At 57.1% G+C, this 18,310-nt stretch carries 19 protein-coding genes; 8 read left to right on the top strand and 11 right to left on the bottom strand.

Translation table 11 applies throughout. The features are described 5' to 3' along the window. Positions 1–45: 45 nt before the first annotated feature. The gene (locus C1N84_RS05715; protein ID WP_021508090.1) at positions 46–402 is read left to right on the top strand and encodes a FlxA-like family protein; all 357 of its coding nucleotides are present in this window, start codon (positions 46–48) and stop codon (positions 400–402) included. Here the strand turns inward: C1N84_RS05715 and C1N84_RS05710 are convergent. Beyond that, a complete protein-coding gene (locus tag C1N84_RS05710) occupies positions 399–1,319 on the bottom strand; it encodes a LysR family transcriptional regulator (protein WP_264442358.1) in 921 nt (306 codons plus the stop codon). The genes C1N84_RS05715 and C1N84_RS05710 overlap by 4 nt on opposite strands. A 101-nt stretch (positions 1,320–1,420) precedes the next feature. Between C1N84_RS05710 and C1N84_RS05705 the strand changes: the two genes are divergently transcribed. Further along, positions 1,421–2,422, top strand: coding sequence for a bile acid:sodium symporter family protein (locus tag C1N84_RS05705; RefSeq protein ID WP_058775696.1), 1,002 nt, complete (start codon positions 1,421–1,423; stop codon positions 2,420–2,422). A 32-nt stretch (positions 2,423–2,454) separates the two neighbouring features. Here C1N84_RS05705 and C1N84_RS05700 read toward each other — a convergent pair whose 3' ends face one another. From C1N84_RS05700 to zipA, 3 genes are all read right to left on the bottom strand, one after another. Continuing rightward, positions 2,455–2,673 carry a DUF3820 family protein gene (locus C1N84_RS05700; RefSeq protein ID WP_021508087.1) on the bottom strand — a complete coding sequence of 73 codons (219 nt, stop codon included), beginning with the start codon at positions 2,671–2,673 and terminating at the stop codon, positions 2,455–2,457. A 1-nt stretch (position 2,674) separates the two neighbouring features. Continuing rightward, positions 2,675–4,693 (bottom strand): NAD-dependent DNA ligase LigA, encoded by a 2,019-nt coding sequence (gene ligA, locus C1N84_RS05695; RefSeq protein WP_264442353.1) that lies wholly within the window; start codon positions 4,691–4,693, stop codon positions 2,675–2,677. Between the two features lie 72 nt (positions 4,694–4,765). Beyond that, a complete protein-coding gene (gene zipA / locus C1N84_RS05690; RefSeq protein WP_058775693.1) occupies positions 4,766–5,749 on the bottom strand; it encodes a cell division protein ZipA in 984 nt (327 codons plus the stop codon). A 217-nt stretch (positions 5,750–5,966) separates the two neighbouring features. Here zipA and cysZ point away from each other — a divergent pair, with 217 nt between their 5' ends. From cysZ to crr, 6 genes are all read left to right on the top strand, one after another. After that, positions 5,967–6,728, top strand: a complete 762-nt coding sequence (gene cysZ / locus C1N84_RS05685) for a sulfate transporter CysZ (protein WP_021508084.1) — start codon at positions 5,967–5,969, stop codon at positions 6,726–6,728. 140 nt (positions 6,729–6,868) lie between these two features. Beyond that, a complete protein-coding gene (gene cysK / locus C1N84_RS05680; protein WP_021508083.1) occupies positions 6,869–7,840 on the top strand; it encodes a cysteine synthase A in 972 nt (323 codons plus the stop codon). 16 nt (positions 7,841–7,856) lie between these two features. Continuing rightward, positions 7,857–8,051 carry a hypothetical protein gene (locus C1N84_RS05675; RefSeq protein WP_021508082.1) on the top strand — a complete coding sequence of 65 codons (195 nt, stop codon included), beginning with the start codon at positions 7,857–7,859 and terminating at the stop codon, positions 8,049–8,051. A 178-nt stretch (positions 8,052–8,229) separates the two neighbouring features. Next, positions 8,230–8,487, top strand: coding sequence for a phosphocarrier protein Hpr (gene ptsH, locus C1N84_RS05670; protein ID WP_007889063.1), 258 nt, complete (start codon positions 8,230–8,232; stop codon positions 8,485–8,487). A 159-nt stretch (positions 8,488–8,646) separates the two neighbouring features. After that, on the top strand, positions 8,647–10,374 hold the full coding sequence (ptsI, locus tag C1N84_RS05665; protein ID WP_021508081.1) for a phosphoenolpyruvate-protein phosphotransferase PtsI: 1,728 nt from the start codon (positions 8,647–8,649) through the stop codon (positions 10,372–10,374). A gap of 42 nt (positions 10,375–10,416) precedes the next feature. Beyond that, positions 10,417–10,920 (top strand): PTS glucose transporter subunit IIA, encoded by a 504-nt coding sequence (gene crr, locus C1N84_RS05660; protein WP_010617547.1) that lies wholly within the window; start codon positions 10,417–10,419, stop codon positions 10,918–10,920. A gap of 243 nt (positions 10,921–11,163) precedes the next feature. Here crr and C1N84_RS05655 read toward each other — a convergent pair whose 3' ends face one another. From C1N84_RS05655 to C1N84_RS05625, 7 genes are all read right to left on the bottom strand, one after another. Further along, complete coding sequence (locus C1N84_RS05655; RefSeq protein WP_021508080.1) at positions 11,164–12,525, bottom strand: ATP-binding protein; 1,362 nt, start codon at positions 12,523–12,525, stop codon at positions 11,164–11,166. Further along, positions 12,522–13,202: a response regulator transcription factor gene (locus C1N84_RS05650; protein WP_021508079.1), complete on the bottom strand. Its 681-nt coding sequence runs from the start codon at positions 13,200–13,202 to the stop codon at positions 12,522–12,524. The genes C1N84_RS05655 and C1N84_RS05650 overlap by 4 nt, the downstream gene beginning before the upstream one ends. A 173-nt stretch (positions 13,203–13,375) precedes the next feature. Then, positions 13,376–14,260 (bottom strand): cysteine synthase CysM, encoded by an 885-nt coding sequence (gene cysM, locus C1N84_RS05645; protein ID WP_264442334.1) that lies wholly within the window; start codon positions 14,258–14,260, stop codon positions 13,376–13,378. A gap of 72 nt (positions 14,261–14,332) precedes the next feature. Next, on the bottom strand, positions 14,333–15,421 hold the full coding sequence (gene cysA, locus C1N84_RS05640; protein ID WP_058770811.1) for a sulfate/thiosulfate ABC transporter ATP-binding protein CysA: 1,089 nt from the start codon (positions 15,419–15,421) through the stop codon (positions 14,333–14,335). Next, a complete protein-coding gene (cysW, locus tag C1N84_RS05635; RefSeq protein WP_104188618.1) occupies positions 15,411–16,283 on the bottom strand; it encodes a sulfate/thiosulfate ABC transporter permease CysW in 873 nt (290 codons plus the stop codon). The genes cysA and cysW overlap by 11 nt, the downstream gene beginning before the upstream one ends. Continuing rightward, entirely contained in the window at positions 16,283–17,116 is an 834-nt protein-coding gene (gene cysT, locus C1N84_RS05630) for a sulfate/thiosulfate ABC transporter permease CysT (protein WP_058775689.1), read from the bottom strand. Before cysT ends, cysW begins: the two co-directional genes overlap by 1 nt. Beyond that, positions 17,116–18,132 (bottom strand): sulfate ABC transporter substrate-binding protein, encoded by a 1,017-nt coding sequence (locus C1N84_RS05625; protein ID WP_394541782.1) that lies wholly within the window; start codon positions 18,130–18,132, stop codon positions 17,116–17,118. The genes cysT and C1N84_RS05625 overlap by 1 nt, the downstream gene beginning before the upstream one ends. Positions 18,133–18,310: the final 178 nt, after the last annotated feature.

The raw sequence follows: 18,310 nt of genomic DNA, 5'->3' as shown, positions 1-18,310 counted from the left end.
GGCTGCGTTCCGATAACCAAAGAGCACATTTGCAAGGAGAACGTTATGACCACCATTTCGACCAATACCAATATTGGCAGCAGCAGTACTTCCGGCTCCGGAAGCGCATCCGGCAGTAGCGATAGCGCCTCGAAAATCGCCAGCCTGACCAAACAAATTGCCAGCCTGAACGATGAACTGAAAGACATTGCGAAGGACAAAAGCCTGACCGAGAAGCAAAGAAAGGATAAGCAGGAGACGATTAACGCGCAGATTCAGCTGCTGCAGGCGCAAATCCAGCAGTTGCAGAAGCAGGAAAAGGAGAAAGCGGAGCAGAAGCAGGAGAAACAGGAGGTTACTGCAGTGAAAGCGGATGGCATCAACCGCCCAACCGACAGCAACCAACTTGACGTTTATGTTTAAAACGCCGGATTAAGCGCGCGATCCTGCGTCAGCAGCGCCGCCTGCTGACGCACTTCCTGCCAGATAGCCTCCGCTGCCGGCGTGAGTGAACGGTTTTTGCGTTTAATCAGCATCAGGCTGCGATTGATCTCCGGATAGAGCCGGCGCACCGTCAGCTTACGTCCGGACGGCAGCGGCAGCGCCAGTGCCGGTAAAATACTGATGCCAATGCCCGCTTCCACCATCGGATAAAGCGTGGCCGGATGGCCAATCTCCTGCACCACCTGCACGTTCAGCGCCAGCCGCTGCAATGCGGCATCGACCAGCAATCGGCTGCCCGACGCGTAATCCTGCAGCACCATAGCGCGACCAGCCAGCATTGACCACTGGGCCTGCGGCACCTGCGCCAGCGCATCATCCTGATGACACAACAGTAAAAACGGCTCCTGCAGAATCTCCTCGCTATCGAAATCCGCATCCTGCAGCGGACCGATGACGATGCCAAAATCGACTTCCGCATTGCGCACGCTCTGCAATACCCACTGCTGCACGCGGTCGTGCAGAATCACCCGAATGTCGGGGTAACGCAGCTGGCTGCTGGCCAGGCATTGCGGCATCAGATGCGCCGAGGGCGTCTGGCTGGCCGCCACGCGCACCGTGCCGCTGCGCTGCTCGCCATAGCTGCGCACATCGAGCAGCGTGGTATTGAGCTCCTCCAGCAGTCGTTCCAGCCGCGTTGCCAGTTGCTGTCCGGCTTCACTCAGTAACACCTCGCGCGTGGTGCGATCCAGCAGCCGTACACCCATCTCCGCTTCCAGCTCTTTAATGCTGTGACTGACAGCCGACTGGCTCAGCCCAATCGCCTGCCCTGCCTGGCTGAAACTGCCGTGCTGCACCACCGCCACAAAGGTGCGCAACTGTCGTAAGGTGTAATTCATCTATTGCGCTCATAGATTAATGCAATAAATCAATTTTATTTCTAAACGCGTCTGACGCACAATCAGCAGCATCATTTATTACATTTAACCGGATTGTAACAATGGGCTTTTTACGACTTGACCCGATGATGGTCAAACTCATCATCACCGTGCTGCTGGCCAGCTTCTTCCCGGCCAAAGGCGGGTTTGTCGATTTCTTCGAATACCTGACCACTGCGGCCATCGCCCTGCTGTTCTTCATGCACGGTGCCAAACTGTCGCGTGAGAAGATCATCGCCGGCAGCAGCCACTGGCGGCTTCATCTGTGGATTATGTGCAGCACCTTCGTGATTTTCCCGATCCTTGGCCTGCTGCTGGTGTGGTGGCATCCGGTTAACGTCGGCGCGGAGATTTACACCGGTTTCCTCTACCTGTGTATCCTGCCGGCGACGGTGCAGTCCGCGATTGCTTTCACCTCCATGGCGGGCGGTAACGTTGCCGCGGCGGTGTGTGCTGCCTCCGCCTCCAGTCTGCTGGGCGTCTTTATTTCGCCGCTGCTGGTTAACCTGGTGATGAATGTGCACAGCGATGCGCCGGGTAACGGTCTGGAGCAGATTGGTAAAATCATGCTGCAGCTGCTGGTGCCCTTTGTGCTGGGCCACCTGGCACGCCGCTGGATTGGTGGCTGGGTGGAGAAGCATCGCAGCCTGATTGGCAAAACCGATCAAACCTCGATTCTGCTGGTGGTCTATTCGGCGTTCAGTGAAGCGGTGGTTAACGGCATCTGGCATCGCGTCGGCGTTGATACCCTGCTGTGGATTCTGGCTGGCAGCCTGCTGATTCTTTTCGTCGCACTGGCGATCAACCTTGGCGCTTCCCGGCTGTTTGGCTTTAGCCGTGCGGATGAGATTGTGGTGCTGTTTTGCGGCTCGAAAAAGAGCCTGGCAAACGGTGTGCCGATGGCTAACATTCTGTTCCCGGCCAGCGCAGTGGGGATTATTGTCCTGCCGCTGATGATCTTCCATCAGGTCCAGCTGATGGTGTGCTCGTTCATTGCCCAGCGCTATAAAGTCGGTAATGAGAAGAAGCTGGCGAAGCAGCAGATTGAAGCGCAGAAGTCATAAATATATCAGGCCCGCAATCGCGGGCCTGTCACTTATTCACTGCGCTTGAGCGGTTTAACTAAGCCCTGTAAGCCTTCGATTTTGATCGCCAGCGTCAGCTGCATCAGCTCACCCAGTTTGCCGGCGGGAAATTCATTTTTACGCGCAAACCACAGCAGATACTCTTCCGGCACATCGATCAGCATCCGCCCTTTGTATTTGCCAAACGGCATTGCGGTATTGGCAATCTCAACCAGCTGCTGCTTATCCATCTCAGGCGCCCAGTAACCGAATCATCTCGGCTTCATCGATCACCGCAATCCCCAGCTCCTGCGCTTTTGCCAGCTTGGAACCGGCGGCCTCACCGGCGATCAGCAGATCGGTTTTTTTCGATACGCTGCCGCTGACTTTGGCTCCCAGCGCCGTCAGCCGCGCTTTGGCATCGTCACGGTTCATCTGCGACAGCGAGCCAGTCAGTACCACGGTTTTTCCGGCGAACGGGCTGTCGATCTCTTCGGCTTTGACCACCACCACCGCCGGCCAGTGCACGCCCACCTCCTCCGTCAGTTGGCGAATCACTTCACGGTTGCTCTCCTCTTCCATGAAGTTGCGCACGTGCGCTGCCACCACTTTGCCGACGTCCTGTACCGCAATCAGCGCATCAAGGTCAGCGTTCATGACCTCTTCCAGCTCGCCAAAGTGGTTCGCCAGGTTGGCCGCCGTCGCCTCGCCCACTTCGCGGATGCCGAGCGCATACAGGAAGCGCGGCAGCGTAGTGAGTTTGGCTTTTTCCAGCGCGTCCACCACGTTTTGCGCTGATTTCGGCCCCATGCGGTCCAGTCCGGTCAGCTTGCCGGCGGTAAGACGGAACAGGTCGGCCGGGGTTTTGACGTACTCTTTTTCCACCAGCTGGTCGATGATTTTATCGCCCATGCCGTCCACGTCCATCGCACGGCGTGAGACAAAGTGCTTCAGCGCCTCTTTGCGCTGCGCGCCGCAAATCAGCCCGCCGGTACAGCGCGTTACGGCTTCGCCTTCCACACGCTCTACGTCAGAACCGCAAACCGGACAGTGGCTGGGAAACACAATCTCGCGCGCATCCGCCGGACGTTCGGATTCCACCACGTTGACCACCTGCGGAATCACGTCACCGGCGCGGCGAATCACCACTTTGTCACCGATACGCAGCCCCAGCCGGGCGATTTCATCGGCGTTGTGCAACGTCGCATTACTGACTATCACACCCGCGACCTGCACCGGTTCGAGGCGCGCCACCGGCGTAATCGCGCCGGTACGTCCGACCTGAAACTCAACGTCGCGCACCACCGTCATCTGCTCCTGCGCCGGGAACTTGAATGCTACCGCCCAGCGCGGTGCGCGGGCCACAAAGCCCAGCTGCTCCTGCAGCGCCTGCGAGTCGACTTTGATCACCACGCCGTCAATATCAAAGCCGAGTGACGGACGGTCCTGCTCAACCTGACGATAAAACGCCAGCACTTCATCTGCGGTGTGCACCAGGCGAATCCGATCGCTGACCGGTAATCCCCAGGCCTTAAACTGTTGCAGACGCTGCCAGTGGCTGGCAGGCATTTCGCCGTCCTCCAGCAGGCCAAAGCCGTAGCAGAAGAAGGTCAGCGGACGTTTCGCGGTGATTCGCGGATCGAGCTGGCGCAGCGAGCCGGCCGCCGCATTACGCGGGTTGGCAAATACTTTGCCGCCGGTGCGTCGCGCTTCCTCATTCAGCTTCTCAAAGCCGCTTTCAGTCATAAATACTTCGCCGCGCACTTCTACCCGCGCCGGAATATTGTCGCCGTGCAGGCGCAGCGGAATGGCATGAATGGTGCGCACGTTCGCCGTGATGTTTTCGCCGGTGGTGCCATCGCCGCGCGTGGCGGCTCGCACCAGCAGGCCGTTTTCATACAGTAAACTTACCGCCAGACCATCCAGCTTCAGCTCGCAGCAATAGGTGAGATCGTCAGTGCTTTTCAGGCGATCCTGCACGCGCTTATTGAAGGCAAGAAATCCGGCTTCATCAAAGGTGTTATCGAGCGACAGCATCGGCACTTCGTGGCGTACCTGTTCAAAGGTGGCAAGCGGTGCCGCGCCAACGCGCTGGGTGGGAGAATCCGGGGTGATTAAATCTGGATGCGCGCTCTCCAGCTCACGCAGTTCGCGCATCAATCGGTCATATTCTGCATCCGGGATTTCCGGCGTATCCATCACGTGATAGAGGTATTCGTGGTGGCGTAACGTGGTGCGCAGCGCGGTGATCTGCTCCTGAACCGATGTCATATTCTCTCGTCCGATAAAAAACCCCCGGCAAGCGGGGGTTATTTAGTTAAAGGGTGATACTGCTGGCGGCGCTTAGCCAATAACCTCGCGGATGCGTGCTTTGTAGGTTTCCAGCTTTTGTGGTGTCATCATGCGACGCTCATCATCCAGCACCACGCCACCGACATCATCGGCGATGCGCTGTGCCGATTGCAGCATCAGCTTAAAGTTCTGATTGGCGTCACCGTAGGACGGCACCATCATAAAGATTGAGACGCCCGGCGTGGTGAAATCGCCCATTTCATCCGGATTGAACGAACCCGGTTTGACCATGTTTGCCAGGCTGAACAGCACCGGACCGCTACCGGCCGGGCTAAGATGGCGATGGAAAATGTTCATTTCACCAAACTGGAAGCCGGCCTGCAGAATGCCCTGCAGCAGCGCTTCACCGTTCAGTGCGCCACCGGCATGCGCGGCAACGTGCAACACCAGCACCGCTTCTTTTTTACTGCCCGGCGCAGCGGGCTGCGGTTGCGGTGCAGCTTCCTGCACAGGCGCAGGTTCAGGTTGTTTAACCTCAGGCTCGGCGGCGGTAAACTCCGGAGCCGGCTGGGTGGCGGACAGCGGTTCATTATCCAGCAGCGGATCGGCCTGAATCGGTTGTGGCTGTGGCACGGGCTGCGCCACCGGCGCCTGCGGTTGTGGCGCAGGTGCAGGCTGACGTACCGGCTCATCGTCCAGCAGCGGATCGCCGCTTAACGGCGTTTCCTGGCGTGGAAACGGCTGACGCACCGGTTCCGGCGCACGCGGAGCAGCAGGTTTGGTGACCGGCGCATCGAACTGCGGCTCGTCTTCGGCATCACGCTGACGACGCACGCGTACTTCGCCGACGCCATCGTCTTCGCTGTTCAGCAGATCATCGTCATCCGCTTCTTCACGCTGTTTCAGACGTTTGTGCGGGCGATCGCGAAACACGGAAGAGCGCTCTTTACGGCTGGTCCACAGTCCGTGAAGAAGCAGCGCTATTATGGCGATCGCGCCAACAACGATTAATATCAGACGCAAATCCTGCATCATTGTATTCTCTGTTGTTCCAATACCTTGCCACCACGGCAAACTTTATCCTCTAACTGTATTTGCCCAGCTACACAAGTGCAAGTCTGTGCAGTATTTTCTGACAAATAAGATAGCTGCCCCACGCTTTTTTGCTGTTTTTTCGCGCAAAGTGCGCCTGTCACCGATAAAAAGCCAGGTTATGATGTTGGCGCCGCTACATAAAGGAGAAAGGCTCGCTATGCCCGCTGAGAATTCGGTCTCATCCATGAATGGTATTCATTATTTTGCCCAGGGCTGGAAACTGGTGCGTCTGCCCGGTATCCGCCGCTACGTCATCATCCCGCTGCTGGTAAACATTGTGCTGCTGGGCGGTGCGTTTATCTGGCTGTTTCAGCGCCTCGGCCAGTGGATTCCCCGGCTGATGTCGCACGTGCCGGACTGGCTGCAGTGGCTGAGCTATCTGCTGTGGCCGCTGTCGGTGATTTCGATTGTGCTGGTATTCAGCTATTTCTTCTCCACCATCGCCAACTGGATTGCCGCGCCGTTTTGCGGCCTGCTGGCGGAGCAGCTGGAAGGGCGTCTGACCGGAAAACCCCTGCCGGACAGTGGCTGGCTCGGCATGATGAAAGACATCCCGCGCATCATGAAGCGCGAGTTACAGAAGCTCGGCTACTATTTGCCGCGCGCACTGGGCCTGCTGCTGCTCTATTTTATCCCCGGCTTTGGCCAGACCGTGGCGCCGGTGTTGTGGTTTCTGTTTAGCGCCTGGATGCTATCGATACAATATTGCGACTATCCGTTCGACAACCACAAAGTCAGTTTTCCTCAGATGCGTAACGCGCTGCGTCAGCATAAAACCGCCAATATGCAGTTTGGCGCGCTGGTCAGTCTGTTCACCATGATTCCGATCCTCAATCTCGCCATCATGCCGGTCGCGGTATGCGGCGCGACCGCCATGTGGGTCGATCGCTACCGCAGCCAGCATGCGCGTCATCTATAATGCATCAAAAAGCCTTATGCATTTTTGCATCAGGCTTATGGTCGCAGGCTATATAGATATACGATTTCTTTCCTTCCGCCGGGGGTCAGAACAGGTATGCTCTGAGGGTTCCCAATATTTCATACAGTTAAGGACGGGCTATGAGTAAGATCTATGAAGACAACTCTCTGACAATTGGTCATACGCCGCTGGTTCGACTGAACCGCATCGGTAATGGACGCATTCTGGCGAAGGTCGAGTCGCGTAACCCGAGCTTCAGCGTTAAATGCCGTATCGGTGCCAATATGATTTGGGACGCAGAAAAACGCGGTATTCTGAAACCGGGCGTTGAGCTGGTAGAGCCAACCAGCGGCAACACCGGCATTGCGCTGGCCTATGTCGCCGCTGCGCGCGGCTACAAGCTGACGCTGACCATGCCTGAGACCATGTCGATTGAACGTCGCAAGCTGCTGAAAGCGCTGGGCGCCAATCTGGTGCTGACCGAAGGGCCAAAAGGCATGAAGGGCGCCATCGCTAAAGCAGAAGAGATTGTTGCCAGCGATCCGGACAAATATGTGCTGCTGCAGCAGTTCAGCAACCCGGCCAACCCGGAAATTCACGAAAAGACTACTGGCCCGGAGATCTGGGAAGACACTGACGGCGCCGTAGATGTCTTCATTGCCGGCGTGGGCACCGGTGGTACGCTGACCGGCGTGAGCCGCTACATCAAGAACACCAAAGGCAAGCAGGATTTGATCACCGTGGCCGTTGAGCCTACGGATTCCCCTGTCATCGCGCAGGCGCTGGCGGGAGAAGAGATCAAACCGGGCCCGCACAAGATTCAGGGGATTGGTGCCGGTTTCATTCCGGGCAACCTTGACCTGAAACTGATTGACCGCGTGGTGGCCATCACCAATGAAGAAGCGATCAGCACCGCGCGTCAGCTGATGGAAGAGGAAGGCATTCTGGCCGGTATCTCTTCCGGTGCAGCAGTGGCGGCTGCCCTTAAGCTGCAGGAAGATGAAGCCTTCGCCAATAAAAACATCGTGGTGATTCTGCCCTCTTCCGGCGAACGCTATCTCAGTACCGCACTGTTTGCCGATCTGTTCACCGAAAAAGAGCTGCAACAGTAAACGCCAGAGTCTGAAAATGATGAAAAAAGCACCCAAATGGGTGCTTTTTTGTGGCGCAGATCTCACTTTTACCACCGGGCAGATTGATTTCAGTGATGCGGCTCTGGTATTTAAGCAGCCAATTATTTCGGTGCCTGAAATTAATCTGCCTTTGAAGTGGATCAAGCTGAATCGATTTACTGATTTGGTGAAACGGCGAATCACGGCATAATCAGCAGAGTGACGTATTGCAGCAGTTTTGATCCGTCATCGAAAAAATGACTTTTTCATTCAAGCGCATTTTTTGGTCAGCGTGATGCCGTACCAGCGCACCTACACAGGCTAAAGTTACGGCTCCAGGCTAGACTTTAGATCCATAACACCAAACCTGATAAAGTTGGGGAAATAGAATGTTCCAGCAAGAAGTTACCATTACCGCACCTAACGGCCTCCATACCCGTCCTGCAGCTCAGTTCGTGAAAGAAGCGAAGGCTTTCCAGTCTGAAATCACCGTTACTTCTAACGGCAAATCTGCCAGCGCGAAAAGCCTGTTCAAACTGCAGACTCTGGGTCTGACTCAGGGTACGGTTGTTACGCTTTCTGCAGAAGGTGAAGACGAGCAGCAGGCGGTTGAGCATCTGGTCAAACTGATGGCTGAACTGGAGTAATTCCGCTCCGGCAAGCCATTAAACCGACTCCTTTGCCCCATTGAGTGCAATTATGTTGATCGCGGACAACCTGTCCGCGTTATTGCTTCCTTAGAGTACTGCTCCGCGACAGTGGCAACGCATTGGGTCAATGAGCCATCGTGATTAAAAGGTAGGGTTATGATTTCAGGCATTTTAGCATCACCGGGTATCGCTTTCGGCAAAGCACTGCTGCTGAAGGAAGACGAGATCGTCATCAGCCGTAAAAAGATTACTGACGACCAGGTTGAGCAGGAAGTTCAGCGCTTCCTCGACGGTCGCAGCAAAGCAGCCGGGCAGCTTGAAGCCATCCGTGTGAAAGCCGGTGAAACCTTCGGTGAAGAGAAAGCGGCGATCTTTGAAGGTCACATCATGCTGCTCGAAGACGAAGAGCTTGAGCAGGAAATCATCGACCTGATTAAAAAAGATCACGTAACCGCTGACGCCGCCGCCCACTCTGTGGTTGAAGGCCAGGCGAAAGCGCTGGAAGAACTCGACGACGAATATCTGAAAGAGCGCGCGGCTGACGTACGTGACATCGGCAAGCGTCTGCTACAGAACATTCTGGGTCTGCATATCGTTGACCTGAGCGCCATTGCTGACGAATCCATTCTGGTGGCGAAAGATCTGACGCCATCCGAAACCGCACAGCTGAACCTGAAAAAGGTGCTGGGCTTTATTACCGATCTGGGTGGTCGTACTTCACACACCTCGATCATGGCGCGTTCGCTGGAGCTGCCTGCGATTGTCGGCACCGGTAACGTGACCGCTACCGTGAAAAACGGTGATTTCCTGATTATCGATGGCGTGAACAACAAGATTTACGTCAATCCGACCGACGACGTGCAGGAAGAGCTGAAAGCGATTCAGACGCAGTATCTGTCTGAGAAGCACGAGCTGGCGAAACTGAAAGATCTGCCAGCGATTACGCTGGACGGCCACCAGGTTGAAGTGTGCGCCAACATCGGTACCGTGCGAGATGTCGCCGGTGCTGAGCGCAACGGCGCGGAAGGTGTAGGTCTGTACCGTACTGAATTCCTGTTTATGGACCGCGATTCGCTGCCAAGCGAAGAAGAGCAGTTCCAGGCTTACAAAGCCGTGGCGGAAGCGATGGGTTCCCAGGCCGTGATCGTGCGTACCATGGACATCGGCGGCGACAAAGATCTGCCTTACATGAACCTGCCAAAAGAAGAGAACCCATTCCTCGGCTGGCGTGCGATTCGTATCGCCATGGACCGCAAAGAGATTCTGCATGCCCAGCTGCGCGCCATTCTGCGTGCGTCTTCCTTCGGCAAACTGCGCATCATGTTCCCGATGATCATTTCGGTTGAAGAAGTGCGCTTCCTGAAGGCTGAGCTGGAGATGCTGAAGGCACAACTGCGTGAAGAAGGTAAAGCCTTTGATGAGTCCATTGAAGTGGGCATCATGGTGGAAACCCCGGCTTCAGCAGTGATTGCCCGCCATCTGGCGAAAGAAGTCGACTTCTTTAGTATTGGGACAAATGACCTGACGCAGTATACTCTGGCGGTCGATCGTGGTAATGATTTGATTTCACACCTCTATAACCCAATGACGCCATCTGTACTGGGCCTCATCAAGCAAGTGATCGACGCATCACATGCCGAAGGGAAATGGACCGGCATGTGTGGTGAGCTGGCTGGTGATGAACGTGCTACACTACTGTTACTGGGAATGGGGCTGGACGAATTCAGCATGAGTGCCATTTCAATCCCAAGCATCAAGAAGATCATTCGCAATACCAATTTCGAAGATGCGAAGGCACTGGCAGAGCAGGCTCTGGCTCAACCCACAGCGGAAGATTTGATGAACCTGGTGAACAAGTTCATCAAAGAAAAAACGCTCTGCTGATCCACGAGACGCTGGCCCCAAATTACTGCTTAGGAGAAGATCATGGGTTTGTTTTCTAAACTTTTTGGCGATAAATCAGAGAGCGCGTCAGGGACTATCGATATCGTTGCGCCTCTGTCAGGCGAAATCGTGAATATCGAAGACGTACCTGATGTGGTATTCGCAGAGAAAATCGTCGGTGATGGTATCGCCATCAAACCTACTGGCAACAAAATGGTTGCACCAGTGGATGGCACTATCGGCAAGATTTTCGAAACCAACCACGCGTTTTCTATCGAGTCTGATAACGGCATCGAACTGTTCGTGCACTTCGGTATCGACACGGTAGAACTGAAAGGTGAAGGCTTCAAACGCATCGCTGAAGAAGGCCAGAAAGTGAAAAAAGGCGATGTGGTGATCGAGTTTGATCTGCCGCTGCTGGAAGAGAAAGCCAAATCCACGCTGACCCCGGTCGTGATCTCGAATATGGATGAGATCAAAGACCTGGTGAAACTCTCCGGTCAGGTTACCGTGGGCGAAACGCCGGTTATCCGCATCAGGAAGTAAACCGCGCTGATTGCGTGAAAACGGCACCCAATGGGTGCCGTTTTTGTTTTTTCACACGTTGATGAAAGATTTGCAGGCGAGCGCTTCTGGCAAAGCGCACCGTGCCTGTTTGAGGGCGGGACGACCGGGCAGAGGAGCAAAGCGTCCCGCGCCATGGATGGCGCGGGCCGAGGCCCAGGGACGGTTTATGCCGTCTTTGCGATCTGTCCGGTCGTCCTGACCGCCTGCGCCTGGCGTGATGATTTACGCCTGCTTCCAGCGCGGCAGCCGCAGCGTCACTTCCAGCCCGCCTTCCGGACGATTCACCGCCTGAACTTCGCCGTGATGGGCCAGAACCACTTTGCGCACGATCGACAGCCCCAGCCCGTAGCCTTTGCCCATCAGCGGCGAATTCACCCGAACGAACGGATCGAAGATACTCGACAGCTTCTCATCATCCACGCCCGGCCCCTGATCGCGCACGCGAATCGCCAGCCACTGATTCTCCGCCTGCAACTGCACGCTGATATGCTGCCCCTGATGCGAGAAACGCAGCGCGTTGCGCAGCACATTCTCCACGCCGCGGCGGATTAGCTCAGCATTACCGCGCACGGTGTAATCCGCGTTCTCATCCACCAGAAAATCTACGTGCACACCGGGGATCTGCGCTTCGTAGCGCACATCAGTTACCACCGCATGCAGCAGGCCGGTCAGGTCAAAATACTGCTCGCCAGGCATGCTCTCATGCTCAGCGCGCGACAGCGTCAGCAGTTCGCCGATCATCTTATCCAGACGGCGCGCCTCCTCATCGATGCGATTCAGTGAGGAGGCTACCGACTCCGGCGTCTGACGCGCCAGACCGGTGGCTAATTGCAGGCGCGCCAGCGGGGAGCGCAGCTCGTGGGAGATATCGTGCAGCAGCTCCTCGCGCGCTTTCACCAGCGTATCCAGCCGCTCCACCATCGCATCAAAATCCTGGGCCACAATCGACAGCTCATCATGGCGGCGGCGCATCACCGGATAGAGCCGCACCGACAAATCACCGCGCGACACGCGGGCAAACCCCTCGCGCAGCTGACGCATTGGCCGCGTCAGGTTCCACGCCAGCAGCAGACTGAACAGCAGCCCCAGCGCGCCGGCAAAGGTAAACATCGGCTCGGGGATATTCAGAATACGACGCGGGCCTCCGCCACCCATTGAACTGTCTTCGCGCAGTCCTTTGACGTCATAGCGCAGTTCGTACTCTTTACCATCAGCGCCCTTCACCCAGCGCACAATCACCTGCGGAAACGGCCCGTGAAACGGCTGATTAAAGGTCTCCGGCGGCGCATTGTCCGGCGTAGTGGCCGGTCTGGCGTGCTGAATCACTGAGAAAAACTGGCGATCGTTCGGCTCCCAGTCGGCCATCATATCGTCGAGCGAGCTGGGGCCGCCGCGCTCCAGTACCGACACCGCCGAAGCCATTTGCAGATTGACGATACGGCGTACCGCCACAATCTCCGGCGGCTCGTGACGGTTTCCTGACAAGGTAAAGCCCAGCCACAGCAGCTGGCTGATAATCACAAACACAATCCAGAAGCCCAGCAGGATCTTCCAGAACATGCGGCCACGGTAGCTGTGTTTCATCGAATGCGATAACCAATGCTGCGCACGGTTTCAATATTCACGCTGTCTGCGGTCAGCGCAGCCAGCTTCTGACGGATATTGCTGATGTGCACGTCGACGCTGCGATCGTAAGCTTCACGCGGACGGCCCAGCCCCTTCTCCGACAGCTCATCTTTGGACACCACGCGGTCCGGTGCGCGCAGCAGCAGATCCAGCAGATTGAACTCCGACGCGGTGAGATCAAAAGCTTTGCCCTGCCACTCCGTGATACGCGTGGCCGGGTTCAGGCTGAGATCGCCCCAGCGCAGGACCTCTTTCTTATCCGGCACCGGTGCCTGATCTTCAAAGCGACGCAGCACCGCGCGCAGACGCGCCACCAGCTCGCGCGGATAGCAGGGTTTGGGCACGTAGTCATCCGCGCCCATCTCCAGGCCGATAACGCGATCGATATTGTCGCCCTTCGCCGTCAGCATGATCACCGGCAGGCGGCTGTTCTGCCGCACCTGACGCAGCACATCAATACCGCTCATATCCGGCAGCATGATGTCGAGAATCATCGCGGTGTAGTGTCCGGATAACGCCCCTTCAATCCCGGCGCTGCCGGTCAGCACCAGCTGGGTTTCAAAACCTTCGGCAATCAGGTACTGGCTCAGCATGGTGCCAAGTTCAACATCGTCATCAACAAGCAGGATTTTCATCTTTTTCTCTCGTACAAAATTGCCGCTATTTTGTCCTGAGTGCCGCGGGAAAGCAGCCGGTTTTACGCGATCCTTACAGTGACCGCGTCAGAACATGCTTAGGGAGACTATAGACAAAAATGGCCCGTACGCCGCGTCACAGGGCGCACGAAGCCAGAAACAGGCGGGGGGAACTAGCGGTGAAAAACGCCGGTGGAGAGATAGCGATCGCCGCGATCGCAGACAATGGCGACAACCACACTGCCCGGCTGCGCCGTCGCGATGCGCAATGCGCCAGCCACAGCCCCACCTGAACTGACGCCGCAGAAAATGCCTTCGCGCTGCGCCAGCGCGCGCATGGTCTCTTCTGCCTCCTGCTGCGCCATATCTATCACTTCATCCACCAGTTCCGGACGATAAATCCCCGGCAGATAGGCCGCCGGCCAGCGACGAATACCGGGAATACTGCTGCCCTCCTGCGGCTGCAAACCAATCACTTTCACCGCCGGGGCAAACTCTTTCAGATAGCGCCCGACGCCGCTGATGGTACCGGTGGTGCCCATGCTGGAGACAAAATGCGTCATACGACCGTGGCTTTGCTGCCAGATCTCCGGACCGGTGGTGAGATAATGGCCGAGCGGGTTGTCGGGATTATTAAACTGATCCAGCACTTTGCCTTCACCGCGCTGCGCCATAGCCTGCGCCAGATCGCGTGCGCCCTCCATGCCCTGCTCGCGTGTCACCAAAACCAGCTCAGCCCCGTAGGCGCGCATCGCATCCTGCCGCTCCTGGCTCATGTTCTCCGGCATCAGCAGGCGTAACCGGTAGCCTTTCATCGCGGCAATCATCGCCAGCGCAATGCCGGTATTGCCGCTGGTGGCCTCAATCAGGGTGTCGCCGGGCTGGATTTCACCCCGCAACTCAGCGTGGTGGATCATCGACCAGGCCGCGCGATCTTTCACCGAACCTGCCGGATTGTTGCCTTCCAGCTTAAGCCAGATTTCGCTGCCGTTATCCGGCGTCAGGCGCTGCAACTTAATCAGCGGCGTATTGCCGATGGTGTTTTCCAGAGTGGTCACGGTGTCATTCCAGCCGAAAGGAGTACAAATAAATCGGGCGGGAAAATCCCGCCCGAAGGAGTGACAAAAATATCAGGCGCTTTCGGCAAAGGCAACCGGGCGCAGCGGCGTGGTGCCCTGGTAGATACGTGCCTGTTGCAGACCAACAAACAGCCGTTCGCCGCGGATCGGCGCCGTCTGTTCACCGGCGAATACCACCGAGATTGGCTCGCTCTGCCAGCCGACGGGCTGAACCACCAGCTGCCAGAAGTGGCCACGCGGACTGATTTCCAGCACCTGCACCGGCAACGGCGTCTCCAGGCTACTCTGGCGTGATACGTCCACTTCCCACGGACGCAGGAACAGCTCCACGTCACCCTGATGCGCTGGCGTATAGCCCAGCGGCCAGCGATGCGCGCCCACATGGAACTGCGAGCCGTGCACTTCGCCGTCAAAGCGGTTCACTTCGCCGAGGAACTCCAGTACGAAGCGGGTCGCGGGTTCACGCCACACGTCATCCGGTGCGCCCACCTGCTCAATATTGCCCTGACTCATTACCACCACGCTATCCGCCACTTCCATCGCTTCTTCCTGGTCGTGGGTCACAAACACGCTGGTAAATTTCAGCTCTTCATGCAGCTGACGCAGCCAGCGGCGCAGCTCTTTACGCACCTGGGCATCCAGCGCGCCAAACGGTTCGTCCAGCAGCAGAATCTGCGGCTCAACGGCCAGCGCACGCGCCAGCGCCACACGCTGTTTCTGTCCACCGGAGAGCTGAGCCGGGTAGCGGTTGGCCAGATGTGCCAGCTGCACCATCTCCAGCAGACGGGTAACGCGCTGCTTAATTTCGGCGCTGTTCGGACGCTCGCGGCGCGGCAGCACCGTCAGACCAAAGGCGATGTTGTCGAACACCGTCATATGGCGGAACAGCGCATAGTGCTGAAACACAAAGCCGACCTGACGATCGCGTGCGTGCGTGCGGCTGACGTCTTTGCCATGAAAATGGATCTGCCCGCTGTTCTGGTGCTCCAGCCCGGCGATAATGCGCAGCAGCGTGGTTTTACCTGAACCGGACGGTCCGAGCAGCGCCACCATCTTGCCGGAAGGAATATCCAGAGAGATATCGTTCAGCACCGGCGTGCGGCCAAATGCTTTATTAATGTGTTTAATCTCAATGCTCATGATTTTCCTCCTGTTGGCGCTTCTGCTGATGCTCTAATCGCCACTGCACCACGCTTTTCAGAAACAGCGTCACAATTGCCATCAGGGTCAGCAGCGCGGCGGCGGTAAAAGCGCCCACGGTGTTGTAATCCTGATGCAGTAATTCAACCTGTAAAGGTAAGGTATAGGTTTCGCCGCGAATGGAGCCGGACACTACCGATACCGCTCCAAATTCGCCGATGGCGCGCGCGTTGGTCAGCACCACGCCGTACAGCAGAGCCCAGCGGATATTTGGCAGCGTCACGCGGCGGAACATCTGCCAGCCAGACGCGCCCAGCAGCACGGCGGCTTCATCTTCGTGGCTGCCCTGGCTCAGCATCACCGGCACCAGCTCGCGCACCACAAACGGACAGGTAACGAAAATCGTCGCCAGCACCATACCCGGCCAGGCAAACATCACCTGGATGTTGTGCGCATCAAGCCAGCCGCCAGCCGGGCCATTCACGCCCCAGAACAGCAGATACATCAGACCGGCCACCACCGGCGACACGGCAAACGGAATATCGAACAGCGTCAGCAGCAGCTGGCGACCGGGGAAAGTAAAGCGCGTCACCAGCCAGGCCAGCAGCGTGCCGAACACCAGGTTAACCGGCACGGTAATCAGCGCCACCAGCACCGTCAGCCAGATAGCATGCAGCATGTCACTATCCTGCAGGTTGCTAAAGGCCTTGCCGATGCCCTGCCCCAGCGCCTCCCAGAAGATGGAGACCATCGGCACCACCAGCAGGCCAATCGATACCAGCACGCCAATGCCGATCAGCAGCCATTTGCCCCAGTTCACCGGCTGACGCTCGGCATGATTGATTTGTGAAATCTCAGCCATTAGTGACCTCCCAGACGGCGGCCAAAGCGGCTCTGCAGAGTGTTAATCGCAAACAGCAGCAGCAACGACGCCGCGAGGATCACCGAAGCGATGGCGCTGGCGGCCGGATAATCAAACTCCTGCAGGCGAACAAAAATCATCAGCGAGGTCACTTCAGTTTTCCAGGCGATGTTGCCAGCGATAAAAATCACCGCGCCAAATTCACCAAGGCTGCGGGTAAACGACAGCGCGGTCCCGGCCAGCAGCGCCGGCGCGACTTCCGGCAGCACCACGCGCCGGAAACTCTGCCACGGCGTGGCACCGAGGGTTTCCGCCGCTTCCTCATACTCCGGGCCTAACTCTTCCAGCACCGGCTGCACGGTACGCACCACAAACGGAATGCTGGTGAAAGCCATCGCCACCGCGATACCGAGCCAGGTGTAAGACACTTTGATATCAAAGTGTGCCAGCCACTGACCGTACCAGCCGTTAACCGAAAACAGCCCGGCCAGCGTCAGACCGGCCACCGCCGTCGGCAGCGCAAACGGCAGGTCTATCAGGCCATCCAGCAGCGTACGGCCGGGAAAGCGATAGCGGGTCAGGATCCACGCCATCAACATGCCAAACACCGCGTTAAACAGCGAGGCCACGCCCGCTGACAGCAGCGTGACTTTATACGCCGCCACCAGTTGCGGATTGCTGATCACCTGCCAGTACTGCGCCAGCGTCATCTGCGACAGCTGCATCAGCAGCGCGCTGATCGGCAGCAGCAGAATCAGACAGGTAAACAGCAGGCTGGTGCCGAGGCTGAGGCCAAAGCCGGGCAGAACGCGTTTCTGTGCAGAAGCCAACATCAGCCGCGCCCCGCTGCCAGTAATTTATCCAGCTCACCGCCGCTGGCGAAGTGGGTTTTCATCACCTGTGGCCAGCCGCCAAACGCGTCATTAACATTGAACAGCGCAGTCTGCGGGAAGCGATCTTTCTGCTCCGCCATCAGCTGCGGGTTGTTCACGCGATAGTAAAAGCCGGTGATGATTTTCTGCGCCTGCGGCGTGTAGAGGTAGTTAAGATAGGCTTTCGCCGCTTCCGCCGTCCCGTTGTGTTCGACGTTCTTATCGACCCACGCGACCGGGAATTCAGCAAGGATGTTGGTTTTCGGCACAATCACTTCGTATTGGTCTTTACCGTACTGGTTACGGATATTGTTCACTTCCGATTCAAAGCTGATCAGCACATCACCCAGCCCGCGCTCGGCAAAAGTGGTGGTGGCACCACGGCCGCCGGTATCAAACACTTCGACGTTCTTCAGGAACTTCGTCATAAACGCTTCGGTTTTGGCCCGATCTTTGCCGTCCGCCTGGTCGGCAGCGCCCCACGCAGCCAGATAAGTGTAACGGCCGTTACCGGAGGTTTTCGGATTCGGGAAAATCAGCTTCACGTTATCGCGCGCCAGATCGGCCCAGTCATGAATCTGCTTTGGATTCCCCTTGCGCACCAGGAAGGCCATGGTGGAATAAAACGGTGAGCTGCTGTTGGGCAGACGACTCTGCCAGTCGGCCGGGATCAGGTTACCTTTGTCGTGCAGCACCTGCACATCGGTCACCTGATTATAGGTCACGACATCGGCACGCAACCCCTGCAGAATGGCCAGCGCCTGTTTTGAGGAGCCCGCATGTGACTGTTTAATGGTCAGCTTGTCGTCAGGGTGCGCCGCGTTCCACTGCTGTTCAAACGGCGCATTCAGGGCAACAAACAGTTCACGTGACACATCGTAAGAGCTATTGAGCAGCTCTGTTGCCTGTGCCGCGCCCGCTAAACTCAGCGACAGCGCTATACCGCCAAGCCATTTTTTCGAAACCGAACGTGTCATGCTGCACCCTGAGAAATGGAGTTCGAGCCTATGCCATTAGATGCTGTCAGTGTATTTATAACTCTGGCGAAAGCTGTAACGGTTTTATATATCGTTTAGGGATTTCAAAGTCTAAAAAGGCATAAGCCAGCGGCAGAGTTTATGCGCAGGGCGGGATTAACTGAGCCGCGTCAAGCGG

Source organism: Pantoea sp. SGAir0418 (genome assembly GCF_043529865.1).
Note: the sequence above shows the minus strand (reverse complement) of the source record. Positions and strands in the feature narration are given on the sequence as shown.

Bases quoted from the DNA above. Each gene is read 5' to 3' on its own strand.
- C1N84_RS05675 (WP_021508082.1), top strand. From the start codon at position 7,857: ATGATGAAAAAAGCACCCAAATGGGTGCTTTTTTGTGGCGCAGATCTC.
- ligA (WP_264442353.1), bottom strand. From the start codon at position 4,693: ATGACATCGGTTCAGGAGCAGATCACCGCGCTGCGCACCACGTTACGC.
- ptsH (WP_007889063.1), top strand. From the start codon at position 8,230: ATGTTCCAGCAAGAAGTTACCATTACCGCACCTAACGGCCTCCATACC.
- C1N84_RS05650 (WP_021508079.1), bottom strand. From the start codon at position 13,202: ATGAAAATCCTGCTTGTTGATGACGATGTTGAACTTGGCACCATGCTG.
- cysW (WP_104188618.1), bottom strand. From the start codon at position 16,283: ATGGCTGAGATTTCACAAATCAATCATGCCGAGCGTCAGCCGGTGAAC.
- ptsI (WP_021508081.1), top strand. From the start codon at position 8,647: ATGATTTCAGGCATTTTAGCATCACCGGGTATCGCTTTCGGCAAAGCA.
- cysA (WP_058770811.1), bottom strand. From the start codon at position 15,421: ATGAGCATTGAGATTAAACACATTAATAAAGCATTTGGCCGCACGCCG.
- cysK (WP_021508083.1), top strand. From the start codon at position 6,869: ATGAGTAAGATCTATGAAGACAACTCTCTGACAATTGGTCATACGCCG.
- C1N84_RS05700 (WP_021508087.1), bottom strand. From the start codon at position 2,673: ATGGATAAGCAGCAGCTGGTTGAGATTGCCAATACCGCAATGCCGTTT.
- zipA (WP_058775693.1), bottom strand. From the start codon at position 5,749: ATGATGCAGGATTTGCGTCTGATATTAATCGTTGTTGGCGCGATCGCC.
- C1N84_RS05625 (WP_394541782.1), bottom strand. From the start codon at position 18,132: ATGACACGTTCGGTTTCGAAAAAATGGCTTGGCGGTATAGCGCTGTCG.
- C1N84_RS05705 (WP_058775696.1), top strand. From the start codon at position 1,421: ATGGGCTTTTTACGACTTGACCCGATGATGGTCAAACTCATCATCACC.
- C1N84_RS05710 (WP_264442358.1), bottom strand. From the start codon at position 1,319: ATGAATTACACCTTACGACAGTTGCGCACCTTTGTGGCGGTGGTGCAG.
- cysT (WP_058775689.1), bottom strand. From the start codon at position 17,116: ATGTTGGCTTCTGCACAGAAACGCGTTCTGCCCGGCTTTGGCCTCAGC.
- C1N84_RS05655 (WP_021508080.1), bottom strand. From the start codon at position 12,525: ATGAAACACAGCTACCGTGGCCGCATGTTCTGGAAGATCCTGCTGGGC.
- cysZ (WP_021508084.1), top strand. From the start codon at position 5,967: ATGCCCGCTGAGAATTCGGTCTCATCCATGAATGGTATTCATTATTTT.
- crr (WP_010617547.1), top strand. From the start codon at position 10,417: ATGGGTTTGTTTTCTAAACTTTTTGGCGATAAATCAGAGAGCGCGTCA.
- C1N84_RS05715 (WP_021508090.1), top strand. From the start codon at position 46: ATGACCACCATTTCGACCAATACCAATATTGGCAGCAGCAGTACTTCC.